Raw genomic sequence first — 23,129 nt, forward strand, 5'->3', positions numbered from 1 at the left:
GAAAGTGATATTCAAGAAATTATCAACCACAAAGCCCTCACTTAGATTATACTTCTAAATGAGGGCTCTTGTCTTTATTTTCGTGTTTCTGTGGGTGACGGCTATGTCGTCATGGCTGTCTGTCCCACCGCCTTTTCTTTCACCTTCTATGCTATATCCTGCCTTAGCAGAAATCTGAAACAAACCTTATACTCAATAAAAATCAAAGAGCAAACTAGGAAACTAGCCGCAGGCTGTACTTGAGTACGGCAAGGCGACGTTGACGCAGTTTGAATTTGATTTTCGAAGAGTATTACCAGTTCTTTTCTATTTTCACTTAGTCTTTGGGTAATTTGCCAGCTTTTTCAAGCATTTTTTTGATTAAATAAGGCATCTTGACATTTTCACGACCTTTTTTCTCAATTAATTTTTTGACAAATTCTGGCATTTGTAAGTCTTGTGATTCATCTAAAATATTCTTAGTTTCATCCGAAGGGACTAATTCATCAAAAGTCTCTTCTTCTGGGAGGAACTCTCTAAATTCTTTATGTTCGTTAGCTCGGAAAATATTGACCAAGGCATCAATCAAACGAGAATCTGTATTTGGCATTGGTGGACGATGGTAGTTCACCTCCAATTCCTGACACAAGTCTTGACATTCTACATCGTTGTCAAACAAGACTTCAATATGCTCACTAATAAAACTAATAGGTACAAAAATATAATGCTCTGGATGTTCTTCCTGTTCTCTAAGATATTCCAGGACATCTGGCTTAATCCAAGGAATACCAATATCACTTTCACTCTGCCAAGTGTTGGTATATTGGTCTGGATTTAAGTCTAATTTCTCAGCAATTAACTTACTATTTTCAAAAATCTGGTCGATATAGGGATCACCAAAATCCAAGGCAAAAATGGGCACACTGTGGGCAGAAAAGATGACTTTAAAGCTATCCTGTTTCACCTTTTCTTTTAAAATCTTAGCAATTTCATCTGCCCAATAGTTTAAGAGCGCTTCTTCCTGATACCAGTCCTTAATAACTAAAAACTGAATTTGTTTACTTTCCAGAAACTTTTCGTACCCCATGACAGAGTAAAAGGAATAGTGTGGCTCCAAAATCAAACAAATACACTTTTCAATTCCATCTGCTTCCATTTGCCGAATCACATCTGGAATAAAGGGTTTTGAAAATTTATTGGCAAAATAGACACTATATTCATTTCCCAATCTAGCATCTACCAAGGCAACTTCTTCACGGGTAATTTTTTGAAGTGGAGTTCCTCCAATTCGAACATAATTATCATAAAGTGTTTGAATCTCGTGATCTTGAGGTCGAACTCCACGACGAATGTTGGTAAAAAAGTCGGCTACTCCTTCAAAGGTAATCTCTTCTGGGGAACCAAATGTCATCATTAAAATCGCTTTTTTCATCTCTGCATCCTTGTGATATTTTTATCTTTTTTATTGTATCACTAAAACAGCCATAAGTAAACGCTAACATAAGAATGTTACCTCCTTTCTGACTTTTGTTTTTCTCTTCTTTCTATGATACAATGGTTTTAAAAGAAGGAAAAAGGAGTTTTTATGAAATATCCAACATTGTTGGAGCGTTTTTTGACTTATGTCAAAGTCAATACTCGTTCTGACGAACATTCAACCACTACACCAAGTACCCAAAGTCAAGTAGACTTCGCAACTAATGTCCTCATCCCTGAGATGAAACGTGTTGGTTTGCAAAATGTTTACTACCTACCAAACGGTTTTGCTATCGGAACCTTACCAGCCAACGACCCAAGTTTGACTCGTAAGATCGGTTTTATCTCCCACATGGATACAGCTGATTTTAATGCTGAAGGTGTCAATCCGCAAGTTATTGAAAACTATGATGGCGGAGTTATCGAGCTTGGTAATTCTGATTTCAAGCTTGATCCAGCAGATTTCAAGAGCCTAGAGAAATACCCTGGGCAAACCTTGATCACTACTGATGGAACTACTTTGCTCGGTGCTGATGACAAATCTGGTATCGCGGAAATCATGACAGCTATCGAATACTTGACTGCTCATCCTGAGATAAAACACTGTGAAATCCGTGTTGGCTTCGGACCTGATGAAGAAATCGGTGTTGGTGCCAATAAATTTGATGCAGAGGGCTTCAATGTTGACTTTGCTTATACAGTTGATGGCGGACCTCTTGGGGAATTGCAATACGAAACCTTCTCCGCTGCCGGTGCAGAACTTCACTTCCAAGGACGTAATGTTCACCCAGGTACAGCAAAAGGACAAATGGTCAATGCGCTTCAGTTAGCTATCGACTTCCACAATCAACTCCCAGCTGGTGACCGCCCAGAATTAACAGATGGTTACCAAGGTTTCTACCATCTCATGGATGTAACAGGAACTGTTGAGGAAGCGCGTGCTAGCTACATCATTCGCGATTTTGAAAAAGAAAGCTTCGAAGCGCGTAAAGCTGCCATGCAAGCTATTGCTGATAAGATGAATCAAGAACTTGGTAGCGATCGGGTAACCTTGACTTTGACAGACCAGTATTACAACATGAAGGAAGTCATTGAAAAGGATATGACTCCAATCACCATCGCTAAAGCAGTCATGGAAAGTCTTGATATTACACCAATTATCGAGCCTATCCGTGGAGGAACGGACGGTTCTAAAATTTCCTTTATGGGAATTCCTACGCCAAATATCTTTGCTGGTGGTGAAAATATGCATGGCCGTTTTGAATACGTCAGTCTACAAACAATGGAACGTGCAGTTGATACCATTATTGGAATTGTAGCTTATAAAGACTAAAGAGGTCGGGGAAAAAATTCCCGACCTCTTTTTTTATCAGCAGTCTACTTTTGACACGGTAGCTGACTGAACTTTTTGTTATTCTGCTACTTTTTCTCTTGTTTCTGGAGATGTAGTTCCAGGAGTTAAGGTTGACTCAGCTTGTTTATCGTTTGTTTCTTTATTGGCTGTTTCGGTGTTAGCTTCAGCTGGCTTGACTTTGGATTGAAATTCCTGGTTTAATGAGACAATTTCTTGAGCAAGAGCTAGAAGAGCTTGCTTGTCTTTGCTTGCTGCACTTAGCTTATCAAACAAGGCATCCACCTTTTCAAAGTCAGCATCAGAACCATTATTCATTTCTAAATAAGTATGAAGGGCAATGACACCATTATAAAGTTTTTGGTAGAGAACTAAAACCTCTGGGTCTTGTTTGACATTCTCACGTTCATTCTGAATAGTTTGTGAAATACGCTTCAGAAGATCTTGGACTTGCGTATTTAATTCATCAAGATCTGCGTCATCTTTATCTAGAGCAGCTTTCAGATTTTTAACTTCGTCAGCAAGTGAAGCTTTAACTCCCTCTTCTTTGACTTGAGCTACTAATTCTTCGGCTTTTGTTAAAAGTTCTTCTACTTGACCTTTTCGAACATGATTGCTTTGTTCCTCAGGCTTAATATCATCATACAAACCTTTCAAAAATTCATAGACTGCCGTTTTAGCACTATGACCATCCACTTTTTCAGTGTCTAGGATCGTTTCAGAAGGTTTATGAGCAACTGATTCATTCTTCACTGCTTCTTCTACCTCTAATTTTGTTTGATAGATTTCAGGGAAGAGTTTGTTCAAGTCAGTTGCCTTAAGGAAAGATTGTGACTGATAAAGAGTCCAAGTTAAGTTAGCAACTTTATTTCTAAGAGTGTCATTTAAACGACCATCTGACAGATGTTGGTAGAAATACTTAATGTATTCGACTGTCGTAACACCAGTTCGATCATTAAAATCTTGCAGAGCTTGTAGTTTAGCTTCAACTGCATCTAAACCAGCCTCATCTTGAGCCAATTTATTTTCTTGGAGTTGAGCCAAAAGATCCTTTTTAGGAAGTCCATAAGCATCCGTATCCAAGGTATTAATCTTATCTACTAAAGCTTGATATTTCTTGTCTAATGGACTGATTTCTGTTGGTTTTACACTAGAATCAACGTGGATATACTGCTTGTCAAAGAGATCTAAAGCAACCAGATAACCAGCTGTTGAGTTGGTTGAGAGTTTCTTCATATTTTCAGAGAATTGACCCAAGGCAAGCTCAATTTGTCTTTGTAAAATTGGTTTATCTTTATAGACTTCACGACTTTCTGCTAGAAGTTGATCAACCTTATTTTGAACAGTAGCTTCATCAAAGGCTCCTGGTTGGTAGTTAGATTGCAAGGCAGGAATCTTATGTTTCAAAGCCACTTCATAGCCTTTAGTTTGTACTTTGATGTAGTGATTATGATCACCGTGAGGAATGACGAAGCTACCATTTTCAACCTGCAAACTATAAGGAGAAACGCCATCACGTAAAGCAGTTGTATAGAGTTCGTTTAGAAAATCAAGCTCTGCATCACCTGTTTGGAGAGGAATACGAACGTGTTCCTTTCGAACTGCATAAGGGTGAATGTGAGTTGGGTCATAAGCCTGGTCTGGATTTCCAAATACAAAGAATCCATTTGAAATTCGGATCGCTTCAAGCGGAACACCATAAGTTTTAGAGATATAAGCTATCTTTTCTTCATCACTGGCGTCTCGAGAGAAACTTTCTACAGTCTTAGCAAGAGGTTTTACAGGCTCTGCCTGATGGTGCCCATGCAAATGCTCTTGCGCTGCCTTAATCTGATCTGCTGACAAATCTTTTTTAAAGAAATAGTGAGCATGGTCTCCATGTGAAACCACAAAACCTTGTTCGTCCTCACTGATTACTCGCTCAGCTGCAAATCCATGATCATGTTCATCTTCATGATGCTCGTGTTTCGCTTCATTCTCTTTATGAGTATTATGATTATCTTTTGGAACTTCTGTTTGGACATGCCCATGCAGATGCTCTTGCGCTGCCTTAATCTGTTCTGCTGATAAATCTTTTTTAAAGAAATAGTGGGCATGATCTCCATGTGAAACTACAAAACCTTGCTTATCCTCACTGATCACTCGCTCAGCTGCAAATCCATGATCATGTTCATCCTCATGATGGTTGTTATGAGTTACATTTTCATGGTCACGCTGAACTATTGGTTTATTTTGATTTTCTAACGGCTTTGTTGGTGTTAGAACACCTCCAAGTGGTATCAAACGAGCAATTTTTTGCTCCAAAGCAGACATACTACTATAAGGAATGAAATGGTAGTGATTACCGTGTGGAATCGCAACTCCTGATGGTGTACGACTAGTAATTTTAGCTGGGTCAAATACCAAACCATCAGATTCTTGATAGCGTTGACTAACTGGTAAAGCATATAACTGAGCGAGAAGACTTTGGAGGCTATCCTCTTTATCTACTGGGATGCTTGTTGCTGGGCTATCGGCTTGAGAACTTGGTGTAACACTTGGATTGGGTTTATAATCCGTCAGGCTTGGTTGACTTCCTCTTCCAGCTAGATAGGCTTGAGCTGCTGCTAATTCACTTGAAGATAGAGCACTCTTTGGAACGTAGTGATAATGCCCACCATGAGGAACAATATAGGCATCACCTGTATCTTCAATAATATCTGCAGCATTAAAGACATAACCATCATCTGTTGTATATCTACCTTGTGCTCTGGCAACAAGAACTTCCTTACTTGCACTGCCACTATCTGATGTATGTTCTTGTTTTTGTTGCTCGATTTGCTCTTTGGTACGAACATTATCAGCATGGCTTGCATCTTTTAGATAGACATAGTATTTGCCATCCACTTTGATGATATAGCCACCTTTAATCTCATTGACAATATCCTGATCACGCAACTGGTAGTTCGGATCTTTCATGACCAGTTCTTCACTAAAGATAGCATCATAAGGCACCTTACCATTGTAATAATGGAAATGGTCACCGTGGGAAGTCACATAACCTTGATCAGTGATTTTGGTAACAATCTGTTCAGCTTCTATGCCTTCCTTCTTGCTAACTTGGTCTGGTGTCAAAGTTTCATTCTTTTTAGCTTCAGACTCTTTACCATCAACGTAGGATACACGGTTGTCATCTTTTTTCTCAGGTGCTTGATGTTGATTTAAAGCATAAGCACAGACACTTAAGGCAAGGACCACTGCAGATCCCGCTAGATATTTTTTATTAATCTTCATAATCTCCTCATTTCAATTCTTCAGCTAAGATAGCCAAATTTTCTTCTAGATTTTCTAAGTAGGATTTGTCATTTTGTGGGTCTGCCTCTAAAGGATTGAGGGTTTTAAGACCCACACCTGTTGATTTGACAAGTGTGTCCGCTACCTTAGATGATGCATTGCTCTCTGTAAAGATGGTTTTGACCTTATAAGTCTTTACAAATTCCTGGATTTCAGTCAATTGTCTTGGACTTGGTTCTTGATCAGGAGATATTCCTGCAATCCCAAGCTGATTTAGTCCAAATCGTTTTGCCAAATATGAAAAAGCTGTGTGTTGGGTTACAAAAGTCTTTTGATTAGCCTTTTCAAAGATGGGTTGGTATTTCTTTGTCAAATCATGAGCTTTAGCACTAAAACTTTGTGCGTTTTTCTGATAGGTATCCTTGTTAGCACTGTCTAATTCTGATAACTTATCAGCAATTATCTGTGCTTCTTCAGCAACTTTTTCAGGATCTAACCAAGTATGAGGATCATACAAGGTTTTCTCATCAATCCCATCTCCTGCCTGCATATCTTCTAAGCCAGGCACGCGCTCCAAGGTCATACCTTCAGATGCTTCCAACACCTTTACCTTGGACTTTTGTAGGCTTGGATCCAAACTTCCCGCCCATGACTCTAATGTGTGAGAATGATAAACAAAAACATCGGCATCATAGATGGCTGCAATATCATTTGCAGAAGGTTCAAAGGAGTGAATTCCGCTACTTGACTGAATCATTCGAACATCATTCAAGTCACCAGATACTTCCTTGACCATGGCATAGATAGGATAAAAACTGGTCACAATTTTCATCCCCTTAGTTTCATCACTCTTGTCTTGACCTGTCTTTTGTCCACAAGCTCCTAAGACAAGAACAAAGAAGGCAAGCATAAGCCATAGGATACTTCTTTTTTTCATAACAACTCCTTAACTAGTATTTAACCGTTTAATTAACTAGTAAACATTTTACTCCTAAAAATTTAAAATGTCAATATTTTTTCTACATTTTCATGAAAAAAGTGAGAACTAGATTTCATTATCAGCTCTCACTGCTTATTTTTATCATTTGACTTTTAATTGTTTTAGAACTTCTTGATTCAATTTTTAAGACAGCAAATTTCAGCTTTTTAATAAAGAAAAGGACATTATTCAATCAAAAATCGAACAATATCCTTTCGAGTAGATTATAATTAATAAAAATATTTTAAGGTTTTACTTGTTTTAGTGTCTTAATGTCATACATCACTAATTCACCATTTTTATTGTAAAACTGAACACCTTCTGGCTGAAAAATTAGAAACTTAGGATCGATTTGTGCAATTTTTGCTAACTTTTCTATATGTTCATTTAAAGTTACTTTATCCAATCCGTAGTCTGGTAAATCATCGTCACTTTCTTCTTTGGAATTTTCTTTATCTTCAACCTTGTTTTCTGAAGGAATTTCGTTGGTTGTACCAGTCTCATTTACACCTATATTATTCTTCGGTTGCTCCTCAGTTTTATCTACAACAGTCTTATTTTTATCAATATTTTTAAGATTGTTTGAATCAGGTTTTAATTCTTCATTATTATTCGTAAACGTCCCATTTTGGGATTCTTTTTCTTTCATTCTTTTAGCAATTAAGTCTTGCGCTTGTTTCCATTCTACTTCTGATAAGTCGGATTTAGTGATACTTCTCAATGAACCACCTCCAGCTCTTGGAATACTGAAAGATTTATCTGCCCAAATATAGGTTCCCTTTGCCAACACATCTTTCGGATCAAAAATATAACCATCTGGAGTTGCAAATCGACCTTCTGCAAGAGCTTTCTGAACTTCTTCAGCAGAATGGATAATTTGCCAGTTCTGCATTCCAGGACGTTTTTCAAGAGGAGTTACATTAGCAATAACAGATCCAGCATCATCATGACCTGGTTTTGACCAAACTTCAGGACGCACATCAGGATGTTGCATTACATATTTTATAGTTGCTATTTGCTCACTATTTAACCAAGAATAAGGTACGACGTGAATGTGATCAATATGCGGAATAATGAAAGAAGTTCCAGTATCATACGTAGTATTGGCTGCATGCATAGGCAAGCTAGATACATCAACAGCTAATCTTGGTTTAATTTCTGTTTCTACAATATCATAACGATAATTATCTTTATCTTTAAGCATTAGTTCCTGCTCAGAAAAAGCTATTTGAGTAAGATCGAGTTCTTCACGTGAATAAAAATAATCTTTACCACCTTCATTAATTATATAACCAACTTTACTATTTCTAGAAATTTTATTAGTTACTTTTTTATAATCAAACTTTGGTCTTTCCTTCTCATCTGAGTGAACTAAAGAAACGATGTCATCTGGATTTTTACCAGTTTCTTGAATCCATTTGGCAACTTCATCCAATTCGAATTGTTCTAATTCACCATATCCCATATAATGGAAATGATCTCCGTGTTTGGCAATAACACCTGATTTATCAACAGAATCGATTGAATCTTTGGTAAATATATATCCATCGCTCGTATCATAAGGTTTGCCATCTAAACCTTTTCCATAAGCTTTGATTGGTTGTCCTAAAAACTTATGAACTACTTCTTTTGATGCTAAAGGTTTAATATCTGTAATAATTTCGTTTAATCCATTTTGCCCTTTTAACGGAATCATTCTTGCAATCTTCTGCTCTAAATCAGACATTTGTGAATAAGGGATAAAGTGATAATGGTCTCCGTGAGGCACTGCGACACCGTTAGCTGTACGTTTGATAATTTGTGCCGGATCAAAGACTAGACCATCCGATTCCACATGGCGTTCTGATAAAGGTTTTGCATACAATTCACTTAAAAGTGTTGAAATGTCTTCCCCTTGATTTTGATGATAAGTTGGGGTAACAGTCAGATTAGGAGTCTCTGTCAGACTTGGTTGAGCTGGTTTAACATTGTTACTACTTGGTTTACTTGAACTTGTAGAAGAATGAGAACCCTGTTTACCATTCCAATAAGCTTGGGCTGCAGCTAATTCTCCTGCTGACAAATCACTCTTAGGGATATAGTGGAAATGATTGCCGTGCGGTACAACAAAAGCGTCTCCTGTATCTTCAATCACATCTGTCGGACTAAAGACATACCCATCATCCGTTGTATAGGCTCCTCCAGTTCCTCGATTCGGTGCCGGCGTATTGAGATTAAAGTTTGGTTTAATGGTTGAACTTGGTGTTGAACTTGGTTTCTCAGAACTGCTTGGTCTCGGATTATCAGCATGACTTTGAATTGGCTGACCTCCAATTGGCAGATTTCGAGCCAATTTTTCTTCCAAAGCAGACATTTGCGAATACGGAATGAAATGGAAATGATCCCCGTGAGGAACTGCCACACCATTTGCAGTACGTTTTGTAATCTGTGCTGGGTCAAATACTAATCCATCAGACTCCACATGACGTTTGCTAAGTGGCAAAGCGTACAATTCTTGAAGGAGACTAGCTAAATCCTCACTTTGACTTTCAGAATCTGTTGCAGGATTTTGAAGTGTCTCAGATTGACTCGTTCTAACACTAGATCTTGTTTCTCCCCTGCTAGAACGATATTCAACCGTACTTAATTGACCGCCTTTTCCAGATAAGAAGGCTTGGGCTGCAGCTAATTCACTGGCAGACAAATCACTCTTCGGAATATAGTGGAAGTGATCGCCATGAGGAACAATATAAGCATCACCCGTGTCCTCAATGATATCAGAGGCATTAAAGATATAACCATCATCCGTTGTATAACGGCCTTGAGCTCTGGCTGCAACTACCGCCTGATCGTTAGAACCGCCTCCATGATTATGACTATGTTCCTGCTTCTGACGTTTAATCTCTTCTTTTGTACGAATATTGTCCGCATGAGCCGCATCTTTAAGGTAAACATAGTATTTCCCGTCTACCTTAATCACATAGCCACCCTTGATTTCATTGACAATGTCTGAATCCTTCAACTGATAATTCGGATCTTTCATCAGCAGTTCTTCACTGATGATAGCATCATAAGGAACCTTGCCATTAAAGTAATGATAATGGTCCCCATGTGAAGTCACGTAACCTTGATCGGTAATCTTAACGACAATCTGCTCAGCATTGATCCCCTCTCGCTGACTAACTTCATCTGGTGTCAGATTTTCAGTCTTAGTACTAGCCTGATTTCCTTCTATATAAGCCACACGATTAGGCTCTTTGCTAGTCTGTACCGCTTGGAAACGCCCCAGTTCATAACTTGAAAGGCTTAATGCTAAAAGAGCTACCGAACCAAGAACATATTTTTTATTGATTTTCATCTAAACACACTTCCTATTTCATTTATTCGTTAAATAAAGAACTACACTTTTTCCTAAAGAACTTCCTTAACTGGTTAAGCACATAACTGAAAAACGAAATCACTTTTAAAACTCCTCCTTCTATTTTCTATTTATCAAACAAGATTTGAGCGAGTGAGTTACCTCTTTATATACTTAACCGGTTATTTAACTAGTTAATAGTTTACTCCTATCACATAAATCTGTCAAGAATTTTTTTGTCTTTCAGGTAAAATCTAGATAAAAAAGAGGAATATCCCCTAGTATGAGATAGATTCCTCTTTTTACTATATTAGTGTTGAAATGGCATAAAATCCGATTCAAAGCAAATGTTATCCTTATCTTCTGCGTTGACAAAATTTAAAAACAGCTTTTGAAATTCTTCAAATTCATAGTCTGAATGACAAATCCACTCCTTACCCGTCGAGACATACCATTTTCCAAGACTTGCAAGTTGCTCCTTGATCAAGGATGGTACATGAGAGCAATGATCAAAGTTAATAATATAAACTTTTTCATAGATTGATTTGATAAAATCTTTGAGCATAAACTTTCCTCGCTTAAATTCTATACCTAATAACTAGTTGTACTATTCAATCACTTGGGTTTCAGCTAGTTTTTTATACCAGTGAGCTGATTTCTTTGGATAGCGTTCTTGTGTTTCAAAGTCCACATAGAAGAGACCATAGCGTTTTTCATAACCATTTGACCAAGAGAAGACGTCCATGAGTGACCAGATGAAGTATCCTTTGACATTTGCACCATCTGCAATCGCATCAGACAATACTTCCAAGTGTTGTTTCACATAATCAATACGGCCATCATCGTAAACAGTGTTGTCCACAAATTCATCTTTGTATCCAAGTCCGTTTTCAGTGATGTAGATCTTCTTGTAGTTTGGATAATCTTTCTTAACACGCATGATTTGATCATACAAACCTTGAGGGTAGATGATCCAGTCCCAGTCAGTACGAGGTACATAGTCAGGAGCTACACGACGTCCAACACCTTTGATTTGGTATTTAGAGCTTCCTTTTTCTCCTTTACCATTGTGGATGATTTCAGTTTCACCATCAAAGGCTTCCATCCAGTCACTCATGTAGTAGTTAATTCCAAGGAAGTCGTTCAAATCTTTAGCTGCTTCAAGTGCTGCAAAGTCTTCGTCACGAAGATCCAAGCTACCACCATTTACTGCTAAGATATGGTTTACACCTTCCATGGTTGCATCTGAATAGTGTCCGAGGTAAGTAGCATCCAAGATAAATTTGTTATGGATGATATCTTCCAACTCAGCAGCACGTACGTCTGCAGGATTTTTAGGATCCAATGGATACTTGGTTGGAAGGGCATGAACAACCCCGATTTCACCTTTATAACCTTTGTCTTTGTACAATTTCACAGCACGAGCATGAGACACCATCATATTGTGGTGAGATTGGAATACTTTGGCAAGATCATATTGAATACCTGGTGGGAATTTACCTATCAAGTATTGACCATCACCGATTGGGCCGATTTCATTAAAGGTTGTCCAGTAGTTGACTTCTGGGAATTCTTCAAAACAGAATGCAGCATAATCTACAAAGTGTTCGATGTTTTCACGATTTAAGAAATCTCCATTTGAGTGAAGAGCTTCAGGTGTATCAAAGTGATGAAGAGTAACGAACGGTTCTACATGACGTTTATGACATTCTGCAAATAAGTTATGATAGAATTCTACCCCTTTTGGATTTACTTCACCATAACCAGTTGGAAAAATACGTGACCAAGCAATAGAAATACGGATACCGTTTACCCCATATTCCTCAGCCAACTTTAAGTCCACTGGATATTTATGGTAGAAATCACTCGCTGGTTCAGCTGTGTACCAATAGTTATCTGCTAGGTATTTGTCCCAGGCAACAGGACCTTTACCATCTGTATGCGTAGCTCCTTCTGCTTGATAAGCTGCTGTTGCGCCACCGAAAATAAAATCTTTTGGAAGTGTTTTTGTCATTTTTTCACCTATTTCTTGATTGGATAAAATGAAAAGCGAGCGGAGAGGAGTTAGTGAGGTACCCTTCTCCATCTCACTTCAATCAACAGTATTTATTATTATTGAAATTGTTCTTGAACAAATGCAAGAGCACCTTTACCATCACGAGTCAACTTGATGTATTGAGCTCCTTCAGTCTTAGCCAATTTGATTCCAAGTTTATCTGTTTCAGCCTTCATGTCCTCATAGTTTGAAGCTACTTGAGGAGCAAGAATAACAAGGTCAAATTCTGGCAACATTTCACGGTGAGCACCATAGCCACCAGCTGCAGCTTTAACTGGCACCTTGTACTCAGCTGCTGCTTTGTTCAAGGCGTTGGCAAGAAGACCACTTGTTCCTCCACCCGCACAAAGAACGAGTACGTTGGTTTCTTCTGTAATTGTATTTTGTGCTGATTCTACTCCAGCTTTTTCAAGGATAGCATCAGCTTTAGCAGTATTGAAGTTTGCGGCTACTTTTTCTTTTAATTCATCGTTGGCTTTACCAGAACGTTCTTCTTCAAGAATTTGTTCGTCATAAACTTTAAGGAATGGATAGTAGATTGCAATATCCACTACGATTAACAATGCTGCAAGAGCAAATGACAAGAACTGGAAGTTTGTACCAAGAACAATACCTAGAGGCCCAGGTGTAGTCCATGGAAGGTTGGCAGTAAATGAGTTCATGCCGAGAGTTTCGATAAAGAACTTAAAGATCCATACGTTTGCAATAGGTGCGAAGATAAATGGAATAAAGAAGATTGGGTTCAAAACAAGTGGTGCACCAAACAAGATTGGTTCATTTACACCGAAGAATGTAGGAACTACTGAAGCACGTCCGATTGCACGATTACGCTTAGACTTACACAACCACATAAACATGAATGGAACTACAAGAGTTGCTCCTGTACCACCCATAGTGACGATAAACATTTGTGTACCAGATGTAAGGATCTTATCAGCGTGCATACCTTGTTGAAGAAGGTTCAAGTTGACTTCGGCATTTGCATAAGTAATCGCTGCAATGGCAGGTTCAACGATAGATGGGCCGTGAATACCGACAAACCAGAAGAAGGCAAAAGCACCAAAGATAATAGTAATACCAAGGTATCCATCAGCTGCAGAGAATAATGGAGCAAAGAATTTACCGATTGATTCTGCCACACTAGAACCAACAAAATGACGTGCTAATAAGTCAAGAGCATAAAGAGAAACAACTGAAAGCGTAAACGGAATAACGTCTTTAAAGACTTGTGAGATATTCGGTGGAACTTCGTCAGGCATGCGAATAGTAACGTTGTTCTTCACACAAACCTTATAGATAGCTACAGTTACAAAAGCTGCCAGGAAGGCTGAAAGCAACCCTTTTGTTCCAAGGAAACCAGTTGCAAAGCCACCCTCGATTGGGTCAGCTGCTAACATCAGCAAACCAACAATAGCCGCCAATAGCGTTGACATATAGTTGATTTGGTTGGTTTTCTCCATACTACGATTGACGGAGTCTGTTAAAGATTTAGCAGTGGTACCAGCTACCAAGACTGCTAGAATCCCCATAGAGTAGCTATACGGTTTCATCAAAAGTGCTACTACTTCATCAGACCATTTAAAGCCCCAAGAGTTTGGTACAAAAGCAATCAAGATAAAAATACTTGAGAAGAGAATGACTGGCATTCCTGCGATAAATCCATCACGAATAGCACGAAGATAGATATTTCGAGATAGTTTTTCAAAGAAAGGCTTCCCTTTCTCGATATAGGCAATTAACTTATTCATTATTTAGCTCCTCTTTTATAAAGTTCAATTAAATGATGCACCAAATCTTTTAGCAAGATTGTTGTCATCAGGTGATCTTGTCCGTGCATCATTGTGATGCTGTATGGAATTTCTTCCCCTGCAGCTTCTTGAGCAAGCATAGATGTTTGCGCTTTGTGAGCTTCCGCAATGCAACCTGCTGCTTCTTCAACAAGAGCTTCTGCTTTAGCAAAATCGCTAGCTTCAGCAGCCTTCAAAGCTTCTAATAATTTTGAACGTGCATCACCTGCATAGGCAACGATTTCAAAACCTAACAATGTTACTTCTTCTCTATTCATGATAGAATTCTCCTTATATATTTTTTAGTAAAGCGTTATGACAATAAACGTTGGATGTGTAGAACAAGATAAACTCGTTCACTCTTGTAGAGGTCAAGACCAGTTTCCTGAGCAATGACCTCATAAATTTTGCTACCAATCTCGAATGCTTCTGGATAGGTATTCTTTATATGTTCTTCCATATCGAGCAAGGATTGATTATCATCGCGACTACGATCCAGATAATCCAAGAAATAATTTAGATGAATCATAAAGCGGTCGTAGAAATTATTATTTTCAGGTGTTCGCTGGATTTTATAACTCTTCAAAACGCTTTCGACCCTCTTTAAAATTTCCTTTCTCTTATCAATCGACTCAACAACTTCGACTTCATTCTCACCTTCGGCATTGATGAAATGATAAGCGATACGAATGATTTCGTCTTCAGGAAAATTTTCTGTCAGTTTTTGACGATAAATTTCAAAAGCTTCTTGTGCAATTTGAAAAGCAATAGGATATTTGGCAGAAATGTCAGGCAAGTTACTATCCTTATAGCGTCCTTGGCTAATAGCCTGATAAGAACAATAGATATGGTCTGTCAGAGTGACGTATAGATACTCTTGGACAGGATATTGATATTTTTTAGAAAGATTATCAATAATCTCATAAGTGACCGTAATAAAATCAAGCGGTACGTCCTTGAGAAGAGCCATAAAATTTTCTCGCGACTCTTCTGTTTTCATCCGAAAAACTTTTTCAATCTGATCCTCAGAAATCAAATCTCCCTTCTTCTTACCGAACGAAATACCCTTACCAATTACGATCAACTCCTCTCCCTTGCTATTCCGCACGAGAGAAACATTGTTATTCATTGGATTTAATATCCGATACATGGCAACCTCCTTGCCCTATTATTTAAGTTTTGTGAGCATAAAAAATGACCACAAATGAACTCAGAAGATATAGCTCTGAGTCATCTGTGATCATGCCTAATATTACTTAGTAACACTCACTTTGTATTAACTTGTGACTTTAGTATATCACAAGAATGATTTTTTGTAAACCTTTACATACAACTTTTTTTAAAAGTTTTTTAGCTAGGTTTTAGGACATAAAAGGGGGGAAATTTAAACACGTTCAGTCCATGAAGTAGCTGTTGTTTGAAGTACTTTATTGAGTTCATCAATGTTTTCAAAACCAGTTGTACGAAGCCATTCGCGAGCTGCTGCTTCACCATCTTTGATGTAAGCTTCAACTGATCCAGCCCATGTTGCACGTCCACAAAGAACTCCGTTGAAATTTGCGCCTGATTCGTGGGCAAATACAAGAGTTTCTTGGAAGAGTTTAGCGGATACACCTGCACTCAAGTAGATGTAAGGAAGGTTAGTAGCTTCGTCTTGAGCTTTGAAGAAAGCTGCTGCCTCTTCACGTGTATGAACGATTTCTCCATCACCAAAACCTTCAACGTATTTCACGTTAACTGGAACTTCTACTTTCAAGACATCAATGTTGAAACGTGGGTCTGAGAAGACTTTCATAGCACCGATAACCTTGTGTGGTTTTACTTTAGCGTATTCAGCAGAACCTGCATCAGCAATCTTTTCGTCGTAAGCAAGAATTTCAAGGAAGAATGGAATGTCTTCAGCCACACACTCAGAACCAATACGTTCGATGTAGGCTTGTTTTTGTTGGTTGAGTTCGTCAGAGCTATCTACGTCATAGTAAAGCAAGAACTTAACAGCATTTGCACCTTGTTCTTTGATACGTTTTGCAGACCAAACATCCAAGCAGTCTGGCAAACGTTTTGTGCTTGTTGTGTCGTATCCAGTTTTTTCATAAGCAAGGAGAAGACCAGCTTTTGGATCAAGAGCTTTTGTAGCTGGAAGTCCGTATTCTGGGTCAAGAAGCATAGATGAAGCGTATTTTGTCAATTCATCTGCTACCAAGACTTTGAGTTCTTCCATTTGAGCTACTGTTGGCTCTTCTGTTTGGTATTGAGCCATAAGGCGTTTCAAAGCACCACGTTGGTCAAAAGCAAGAGCTGAGATGATACCATTCTCATTAGAGAGTTTTTGCATACAAGCGCGTTTATTTTCTGTTAAAACCATTTTATACCTCTTTTACAATTAATTGGTCATATAGACCTTGATAGTTAGCCATATTGACATGACCAGTCATTTTTTCTTGAGCATTTAGCATACCAAGGACATTCGCCTTAGTCAGTAATTCCTGATCCGTTTCTTTATGGAAAAGACCTGAAGCAATACCTGCTACTGTAGAATCACCAGATCCAACTGGGTTTACAACTTGGATTCTTGGAATATCTACTTTATAGAAAGTGTTACCGTGTTTAGCGAATGCTCCGTTAGCACCTAAGGAAACGATAATCCACTCGATTCCATCAAATAGTGGTTCTTGAAGGACTTCTTTTAATTCATCCAAGTCTTTAGAAATTTCTCTTCCTAAAAGTTGAGACAATTCTTCATTATTTGGTTTGATAACTGTTGGTTTATGTGGAGACTCAAGAACTGCCTGAAGTGCAGCGCCTGAACAGTCCAAGACAACAGGTTTACCAGCTTGGTTAGCAAGTTCAACCAGACTAGCATAATAATCCACTGGAAGTCCTGCTGGTAGACTACCTGAAATAGCCACTACCTCTACAGTCTCTAAAAGTTCTTTGAAATGAGCCAAGAAATCTTGACCTTCTTTTTCTTGAACTTCAGGACCTTTTTCTAGGATTTCTGTTTGGTTTTCTCCATGTAGAATTGCGATACAGTTACGAGTTTCACCTTGAATAGAGAAGAAACGTTTGCTTACTTTATCATCAATATTTTCTACTAAAAAATCACCAAGTTTACCACCGACAAGTCCTGTTGCGACTACGGAGTCACCAAATTCTGATAGAACCCGAGTAACATTAAGACCTTTACCACCAGCCGTTTTCGTAACATCTACAACACGGTTGACAGTGTCAATTTTTAATTCATCCAAAGGATAGGAAATATCAATGGATGGGTTCATTGTGACTGTTAAAATCATAAGTCACCTCTTAGTCGTGGTATTCACCACGATCCCATTTTTCAAGAAACTCTGTAAAGAAGTTGGCATCCGTTTGATGATCGTTATGAGTTTCAACGTGTTGAATTTTAGCGATCAATTTTTTGTTTTCTTCAGATGGTTTGTATTCAGCATTGATGAAAGCATCAATGATATCACACATGAGCAATTCACCAGTGATTTTACCACCAAATCCGATTACGTTGGCATTCAATTGTTCTTTTGCATATAAAGCTGTTGTCATATCGCGAACCAAAGCAGAACGAACACCTGGAACCTTGTTAACAGCGTTATTGATACCTACACCAGTACCACAGATACATACACCAAGATCAGCTTGGCCACTAACTACTGCTTCACCAACTTTTTTACCAAAGATTGGGTAGTGCGTACGAGCGTGATCATAAGTACCAAAGTCGATGACTTCATGTCCTTTTGATTTCAAAAATTCTGAAACCGCCATTTTTTCATTTGTTACGATGTGGTCACATCCAATTGCAATTCTCATTAGTTATTCCCTCCGATTAATTATATAAATCTAATATCATTTATCTTTACTCAAAAAAAATCAAGATTAGCTTAGGAAGCGAGCTGCAAGCATAACTGAGGTTAGCTAAAGTGAGCTGACGACAGATTATCTTGATTTTTGAAGAGTATTAGCACATTTTGTTCAACATGTCGACCCTGATTTGGTGACGACCGCCATCATACTTACCATTTACAAAGCCTTTAGCGATGTTCTTAGCCAATTCGTCACCAACAAGTTGAGCACCCATAGTAATCATTCGTGAGTTGTTATGACCGCGAGTCATATAAGCTGAACGTTCGTCAGATACTTCTGCAGCAACCATTCCTTTGATTTTAGTTGCAACCATAAATGGACCTGCACCATAAGCATCAATGACAATACCAAGATTTTGTTCTTCTTTTTTAACTTCTTCAGCAACTGCAAGAGTTACATCAACGAAGTCTTGACCTTCAGCTGTAACATCCACAACGTGGAAGTTTTCTTTTTCCAAGAAATCTTTAACGACTTCTTTCAATCTCAAACCTGCAGCATCTGCACCAATAACAATAGACATATTGTATACTCCTTTTTTATAATAGACCAGTAAAAATTTTTTGGTTCTGGAAAGAAAATGACCATCACCAAATAGTTACTAGTAGTTTTGTTGACTATTTTAGATTAAGAATGAATCATCTATTCACTCTTAGTAACTTCTCCTTGGAGAAATTGGAAGAATAACTTGTCAAAACAAACACAAATTGTTCTTTCTAAACATAATATACTACTATTGTTTAAAAAAGTCAACAGTTTATGTTTGTTTTTGTTTATTTTTTAGAAAATTTCTATATCAAAACCAATTTGATCACTTTGACCTGGATTTAAGATTCTAACATTTTTCTTATCTTCTAGATGATCGCCCTCTTCGAGTGAAGTTGACAAACCTGACCAAGGTTCCAGAGCAAGGAAAGGACCTTTATTAAGCGTTGACCAAACGATGAGGTTTGGAAACTCTTCAAAGTCCAGTTTTAATCCCTTATCATGCTTACGTGACCGTAAGGAAACAGAGCGAGAGGCTAACTCATCTAAAGTCACAGCATCATAGCTAAAGAAATCATAGTTTAGGTCCAATTCTTTTTGGTCTTTTAACCAGCTACTTCTATCTTGAAAATCTAACATTCCTGTTTCTGGGAATGGTTTAGGAACTGTACAAGTTTCTGGCTTTTCAAATTCAAGATAGTAGTCTTCATAAGCTTCATCATCAAATAAAGGACAGTTAAAACCTGGATGTCCACCAATAAAGTAAGGCATTTTTTTATCTGTTTCCTTATTGGTAACTTGATACTGTGTTCGAATAGTCTTTCCAGTAACAGTATAAGTTATTTCTAAACGAAAATGATAGGGATAATTCTCATACATTTCTTGGTCATCTTCGATCGCAAAGGTGACAGCATTCTCTGTTTGTTCTACTAATTCAAATTCTTTTTTTCGAACCAATCCATGACGTGGAATTTTACCTTTTACTTGACTACCATCTTCTTGATCATACAAGACAGTATCATTTCTAACGGATCCACAGATTGGAAATAAAACAGGTGCTTGTCCACTCCAGTAAGTTGGATCCCCCTGCCACAGATACTCTACACCATCTTTATCCTTAATTGAAGATAAAGCACCACCAAAAGTTTGAAACTGTACACTTAGCTGTTCTGTTTTTAATTCAATCATTAGAATTACCTCCATTTATTTAAGGCCTAAAAAAACTAGGCTGTCGACTCCAGATTTGGAAACTGACAACCTAGTTTTTACAATTTACATTTTTAGGACGAATTATTTTGCGTTTGCTGCGTATTCTTCATTACGTTTGATCATTTGTTTTCTGTACCATGCAAAGATACCAACGTAGAATACTAGGAATACTAATGCGCCAAGGATTGCTTTGATATCACCAGTTGTAGCGTTACCAATTGCCCAACCAAATAGTTTTTCGATTGGTCCTTCAAGAGTTGAGTGAGTAATCAATTGTGATTGGTTCACACCTTCTGGGAAGGCACCTACACCTTTAGCAAGTTCAGTTGCGAATGGTGCGATAAGTGTACCTGAAAGAAGGAAGAGTGGCAACAAGAGAGTTCCGAAGATGATCATACGGAGCAATTTACCACGAGTAACTACCAAGAGAGCTGGAGTTACACCCATTGCGATGATACCAGCAAGTGGCAAGATACCATTTCCGACATTTGAAAGAAGCACTGCTTCAACCAACATGATTGGTGCAAGTACGTTGGCACAAGCCCAGATTTCAGCACGACCAGCGATAAATGGCCAGTCAAGACCGATGTTGAATTTACGTCCTTGAAGACGTTTAGTAGCAACGTTTGTAATACCTTGTGAAAGTGGTTCTACGGCTGCGATGAACCATGAACCGATCAATGAGAAGAGCTCCAAGCAGACACCGGCAGTCAAACCAAGTGACAACCAACCTTTAATAACAAGTTCCCATGAAGACGCATCTTCTACTCCAGCAACTGGATGTGGAGTACCCATCAAACCGATAACGATACCAAGGATGAAACCGATAAAGAATTTAGATCCCCAGAAACCGATTCGTTTGTTCAATTTAGCAGCGTCAAAGTCATATTTATCAAGACCTGGGAAGAATTTATCAAAAATCTTATCCAAAACCATGATAACTGGGTTCATCATGTAGTTCATGTGAGTTGAAGTCATTGGTGATGAACTTGGTGCATTAAGAAGGTCATCAAATGTTGGTTTCATCAAGTCAGAGTTGATAATTTTAAGAACCCCAACAAGAACAACTGCTGCAGTCGCGATGAAGAGTGAAACTCCTTGGCTAACTCCATTGTTGTCAGCGTACCATTTAATCAAAAGACCTGTGATAGACAAGTGCCAGATATCAAAGATATCGACGTCAAGTGTATCAGTTTTCTTCATTGCAAGCATCACAACGTTGACGATCAACATGATGAGCAAGAAGTAAAGTGTCCAGGCAGAACCCCAAGTGATTGTAGCAAGTGGTGCCCAACCAACGTCGGTGATGTTCAATTGAATACCAGTATTTTCAACGAATTTTGCAAGAGAAGCTGAGAAAGCTCCGTTAAGCATTCCGATGATAGCACCGATACCAGTAAGCGCGATGGCAAGTTTGATACCACCTTCAAGTGCTTTGGAGAATTTCACTCCGAAAAGCAAGGCCAATACTGTCAAAATGATCAGCATGATGATTGGGCCACCCATAGCCAAGATAGGTTTAAAGATATCGTTGGCTAGATTAATAATGAAATCCATAATTTTCCTCCCTTTATTTTTATGGAATATTTACAAATTAATAATTAGCTTAGACCATGTTCTTTGATAGCTGCTTCAATATTGTCATAGACTGGAGCGCTCATTGCTGGAATACGGAACAAGATTGGTCCTGCTTCAACAACTGGGATACCTGGTTCAAAACCTAAATCAGTAGCAGCGATTGGTGTGAAGATATCATAACCTTTAATCAAGTCTTCATTGACATCTTTTACCATAACAGCATCACATTGAACATCGTACCCACGGTTAGAAAGTTCTTCTTCAAGAGCACTTTTAATTTGGTGGCTTGAGTTAACACCTGCACCACAAGCAGCAAGAATTTTAATCATTTGGTTTTCCTCCGTTTTTATATAAAAAATATTAACAAATTAAGCAGTCGCTTCTGAGATATATTGGAACAAAGCTTCAGGTTCCGTAATCTTAGACAGCGCTTCAAGATGACCATTGCCTGTAAAGAAGTCCATCAACTGTGCAAGAATATTTGTTTGACTTGAACTTGAATTGTTGATGATAAAGAAGAGTAATGATACTTCTACTTCCTTATCAGGTGCAATCATATTGTGGAACGTTACTGGTTTTTCCAGACGAACCACGACAACATTTTCAGTTAGATTATGAATTGTATCAGTATGAGGGATAGCTACGTTAGGCAAATCCTTCCCTAAAAACTCCATATCCAAACCAGTTGGGAACGATTTTTCACGTTCAATCAAGGCCGATCGATAGGTCTCTGTAACAACTTTCTTTTCTTCCAATAGGGTTGCAACTTGATCGAAAAGTTGCTCTTGATTATCTGCTTCTAAGCAAAAGACTAAGTCTTTGTCAAAGAAATGATCTAATCCCATGACCTTCTCCCTTCATATTTAACTTTTATGGTACAAGTATAACACTATATGAAACCGTTGTCAATGTTTTTTTGTTGTATTTTGTTTGATTTTTATTTTTTTTGTTTACGAATTAAACATTTAATGATTTCAAACATATTTTTATAATTTTCTTAATAAGTATAATAAAAAAACAGGAAGGACTCCTGTTTTCACGATGTTAACTCTTTTTATTGGTCCAACTTTCTTCCACCATTGGAAGGAGATTTTTTAATACCTCTGGAACACCTTCCAGAGAAACATATCTAAACTTACCGTCATCAGATTTAAATACCCAGATAATTAGATATTTACCGTTCTTAGCAATACAGTTTACTACGTAGGCCTCATAGCCTCCGATAGTTGATTTTGACCCCCATACCTTGGAGAAGTCTTGACTTTTCTGTTTAGATTCATAAATGCTAGTTGAAATTTGAACAGTTTCAAGCGCTGCATATTCACTTTCACTAATACCAAACTGCTCAGGTTTAAAGGTATTGAGAGTTACAATATTGACATCCGTTCCATCACAGTACTGAATGTCATCTCCACCTTCAATTTCTTTGAAATGAACCCATGATTTAGGAATTTTCACATAGCCATAATCATCTGAACCTACTACTTGCGTCTCTTCCGTTTGTTTTTGCGATGAACTAGGCTCTTGACTTGAAGCTTCCTGAACACTAGAAGATGCTTCTGTCTTTACCTCATTTGTCTTCTCTGATTTGCTACAAGCAATTAGACTAAGACAACAAAGTAAAAGTGTAGATAAAGTTATTAGTTTTTTCATGATAACTCTCCTTTCACTTCTATTTTAAAGTATGAAGAGCAAAGTGTCAAAAAAATACTGTATTTTGACACTTTACAAAAGTAACCGTATGA

19 protein-coding genes are annotated in these 23,129 nt (G+C 38.0%); 1 reads left to right on the plus strand and 18 read right to left on the minus strand.

Annotated elements, in window-relative coordinates; genetic code table 11:
- Positions 1 to 316 precede the first annotated feature (316 nt).
- On the minus strand, positions 317 to 1,411 hold the full coding sequence (gene hemH, locus QM911_RS05765) for a ferrochelatase (protein WP_414313382.1): 1,095 nt from the start codon (positions 1,409 to 1,411) through the stop codon (positions 317 to 319).
- 153 nt (positions 1,412 to 1,564) lie between these two features.
- Here hemH and pepT point away from each other — a divergent pair, with 153 nt between their 5' ends.
- Positions 1,565 to 2,788 (plus strand): peptidase T, encoded by a 1,224-nt coding sequence (gene pepT, locus QM911_RS05770; protein ID WP_414313383.1) that lies wholly within the window; start codon positions 1,565 to 1,567, stop codon positions 2,786 to 2,788.
- Between the two features lie 78 nt (positions 2,789 to 2,866).
- On the opposite strand, the gene QM911_RS05775 is transcribed toward pepT, so the two are convergent.
- The 17 genes from QM911_RS05775 to QM911_RS05855 form a co-directional block, all read right to left on the minus strand.
- Positions 2,867 to 6,079: a pneumococcal-type histidine triad protein gene (locus QM911_RS05775; RefSeq protein WP_414313384.1), complete on the minus strand. Its 3,213-nt coding sequence runs from the start codon at positions 6,077 to 6,079 to the stop codon at positions 2,867 to 2,869.
- A 7-nt stretch (positions 6,080 to 6,086) separates the two neighbouring features.
- Positions 6,087 to 7,016 (minus strand): metal ABC transporter solute-binding protein, Zn/Mn family, encoded by a 930-nt coding sequence (locus QM911_RS05780; RefSeq protein ID WP_414313385.1) that lies wholly within the window; start codon positions 7,014 to 7,016, stop codon positions 6,087 to 6,089.
- A 286-nt stretch (positions 7,017 to 7,302) separates the two neighbouring features.
- Positions 7,303 to 10,395: a pneumococcal-type histidine triad protein gene (locus QM911_RS05785; protein WP_414313386.1), complete on the minus strand. Its 3,093-nt coding sequence runs from the start codon at positions 10,393 to 10,395 to the stop codon at positions 7,303 to 7,305.
- A 310-nt stretch (positions 10,396 to 10,705) separates the two neighbouring features.
- Complete coding sequence (locus QM911_RS05790; RefSeq protein WP_414313387.1) at positions 10,706 to 10,960, minus strand: DUF3884 family protein; 255 nt, start codon at positions 10,958 to 10,960, stop codon at positions 10,706 to 10,708.
- A 42-nt stretch (positions 10,961 to 11,002) separates the two neighbouring features.
- Positions 11,003 to 12,409, minus strand: coding sequence for a 6-phospho-beta-galactosidase (lacG, locus tag QM911_RS05795; RefSeq protein WP_414313388.1), 1,407 nt, complete (start codon positions 12,407 to 12,409; stop codon positions 11,003 to 11,005).
- Between the two features lie 98 nt (positions 12,410 to 12,507).
- Complete coding sequence (locus QM911_RS05800; RefSeq protein WP_414313389.1) at positions 12,508 to 14,199, minus strand: lactose-specific PTS transporter subunit EIIC; 1,692 nt, start codon at positions 14,197 to 14,199, stop codon at positions 12,508 to 12,510.
- Entirely contained in the window at positions 14,199 to 14,516 is a 318-nt protein-coding gene (locus QM911_RS05805) for a PTS lactose/cellobiose transporter subunit IIA (protein ID WP_049527213.1), read from the minus strand. Before QM911_RS05805 ends, QM911_RS05800 begins: the two co-directional genes overlap by 1 nt.
- Before the next feature lie 35 nt (positions 14,517 to 14,551).
- Positions 14,552 to 15,388: a PRD domain-containing protein gene (locus QM911_RS05810; RefSeq protein ID WP_049527212.1), complete on the minus strand. Its 837-nt coding sequence runs from the start codon at positions 15,386 to 15,388 to the stop codon at positions 14,552 to 14,554.
- 234 nt (positions 15,389 to 15,622) lie between these two features.
- A complete protein-coding gene (lacD, locus tag QM911_RS05815) occupies positions 15,623 to 16,603 on the minus strand; it encodes a tagatose-bisphosphate aldolase (RefSeq protein WP_414313390.1) in 981 nt (326 codons plus the stop codon).
- Between the two features lies 1 nt (position 16,604).
- Positions 16,605 to 17,534: a tagatose-6-phosphate kinase gene (locus QM911_RS05820; protein WP_414313391.1), complete on the minus strand. Its 930-nt coding sequence runs from the start codon at positions 17,532 to 17,534 to the stop codon at positions 16,605 to 16,607.
- A gap of 10 nt (positions 17,535 to 17,544) precedes the next feature.
- Positions 17,545 to 18,060 (minus strand): galactose-6-phosphate isomerase subunit LacB, encoded by a 516-nt coding sequence (lacB, locus tag QM911_RS05825; protein ID WP_049526277.1) that lies wholly within the window; start codon positions 18,058 to 18,060, stop codon positions 17,545 to 17,547.
- A 148-nt stretch (positions 18,061 to 18,208) separates the two neighbouring features.
- Positions 18,209 to 18,634 (minus strand): galactose-6-phosphate isomerase subunit LacA, encoded by a 426-nt coding sequence (gene lacA, locus QM911_RS05830; protein WP_000029280.1) that lies wholly within the window; start codon positions 18,632 to 18,634, stop codon positions 18,209 to 18,211.
- Positions 18,635 to 18,891: 257 nt separating this feature from the next.
- A complete protein-coding gene (locus QM911_RS05835) occupies positions 18,892 to 19,785 on the minus strand; it encodes an aldose 1-epimerase family protein (protein ID WP_414313392.1) in 894 nt (297 codons plus the stop codon).
- A 102-nt stretch (positions 19,786 to 19,887) separates the two neighbouring features.
- Positions 19,888 to 21,363: a PTS galactitol transporter subunit IIC gene (locus QM911_RS05840; RefSeq protein ID WP_247921474.1), complete on the minus strand. Its 1,476-nt coding sequence runs from the start codon at positions 21,361 to 21,363 to the stop codon at positions 19,888 to 19,890.
- A 44-nt stretch (positions 21,364 to 21,407) separates the two neighbouring features.
- Positions 21,408 to 21,713, minus strand: a complete 306-nt coding sequence (locus QM911_RS05845; protein WP_000590576.1) for a PTS sugar transporter subunit IIB — start codon at positions 21,711 to 21,713, stop codon at positions 21,408 to 21,410.
- Positions 21,714 to 21,752: 39 nt separating this feature from the next.
- Positions 21,753 to 22,229, minus strand: a complete 477-nt coding sequence (locus QM911_RS05850) for a PTS sugar transporter subunit IIA (RefSeq protein WP_000521965.1) — start codon at positions 22,227 to 22,229, stop codon at positions 21,753 to 21,755.
- A gap of 199 nt (positions 22,230 to 22,428) precedes the next feature.
- Positions 22,429 to 23,037 carry a hypothetical protein gene (locus QM911_RS05855; protein WP_414313393.1) on the minus strand — a complete coding sequence of 203 codons (609 nt, stop codon included), beginning with the start codon at positions 23,035 to 23,037 and terminating at the stop codon, positions 22,429 to 22,431.
- Positions 23,038 to 23,129 lie beyond the last annotated feature (92 nt).

The sequence above is a fragment of the Streptococcus infantis genome, assembly GCF_047460825.1.
GTDB classification, from domain to species: Bacteria; Bacillota; Bacilli; order Lactobacillales; family Streptococcaceae; genus Streptococcus; species Streptococcus infantis_V.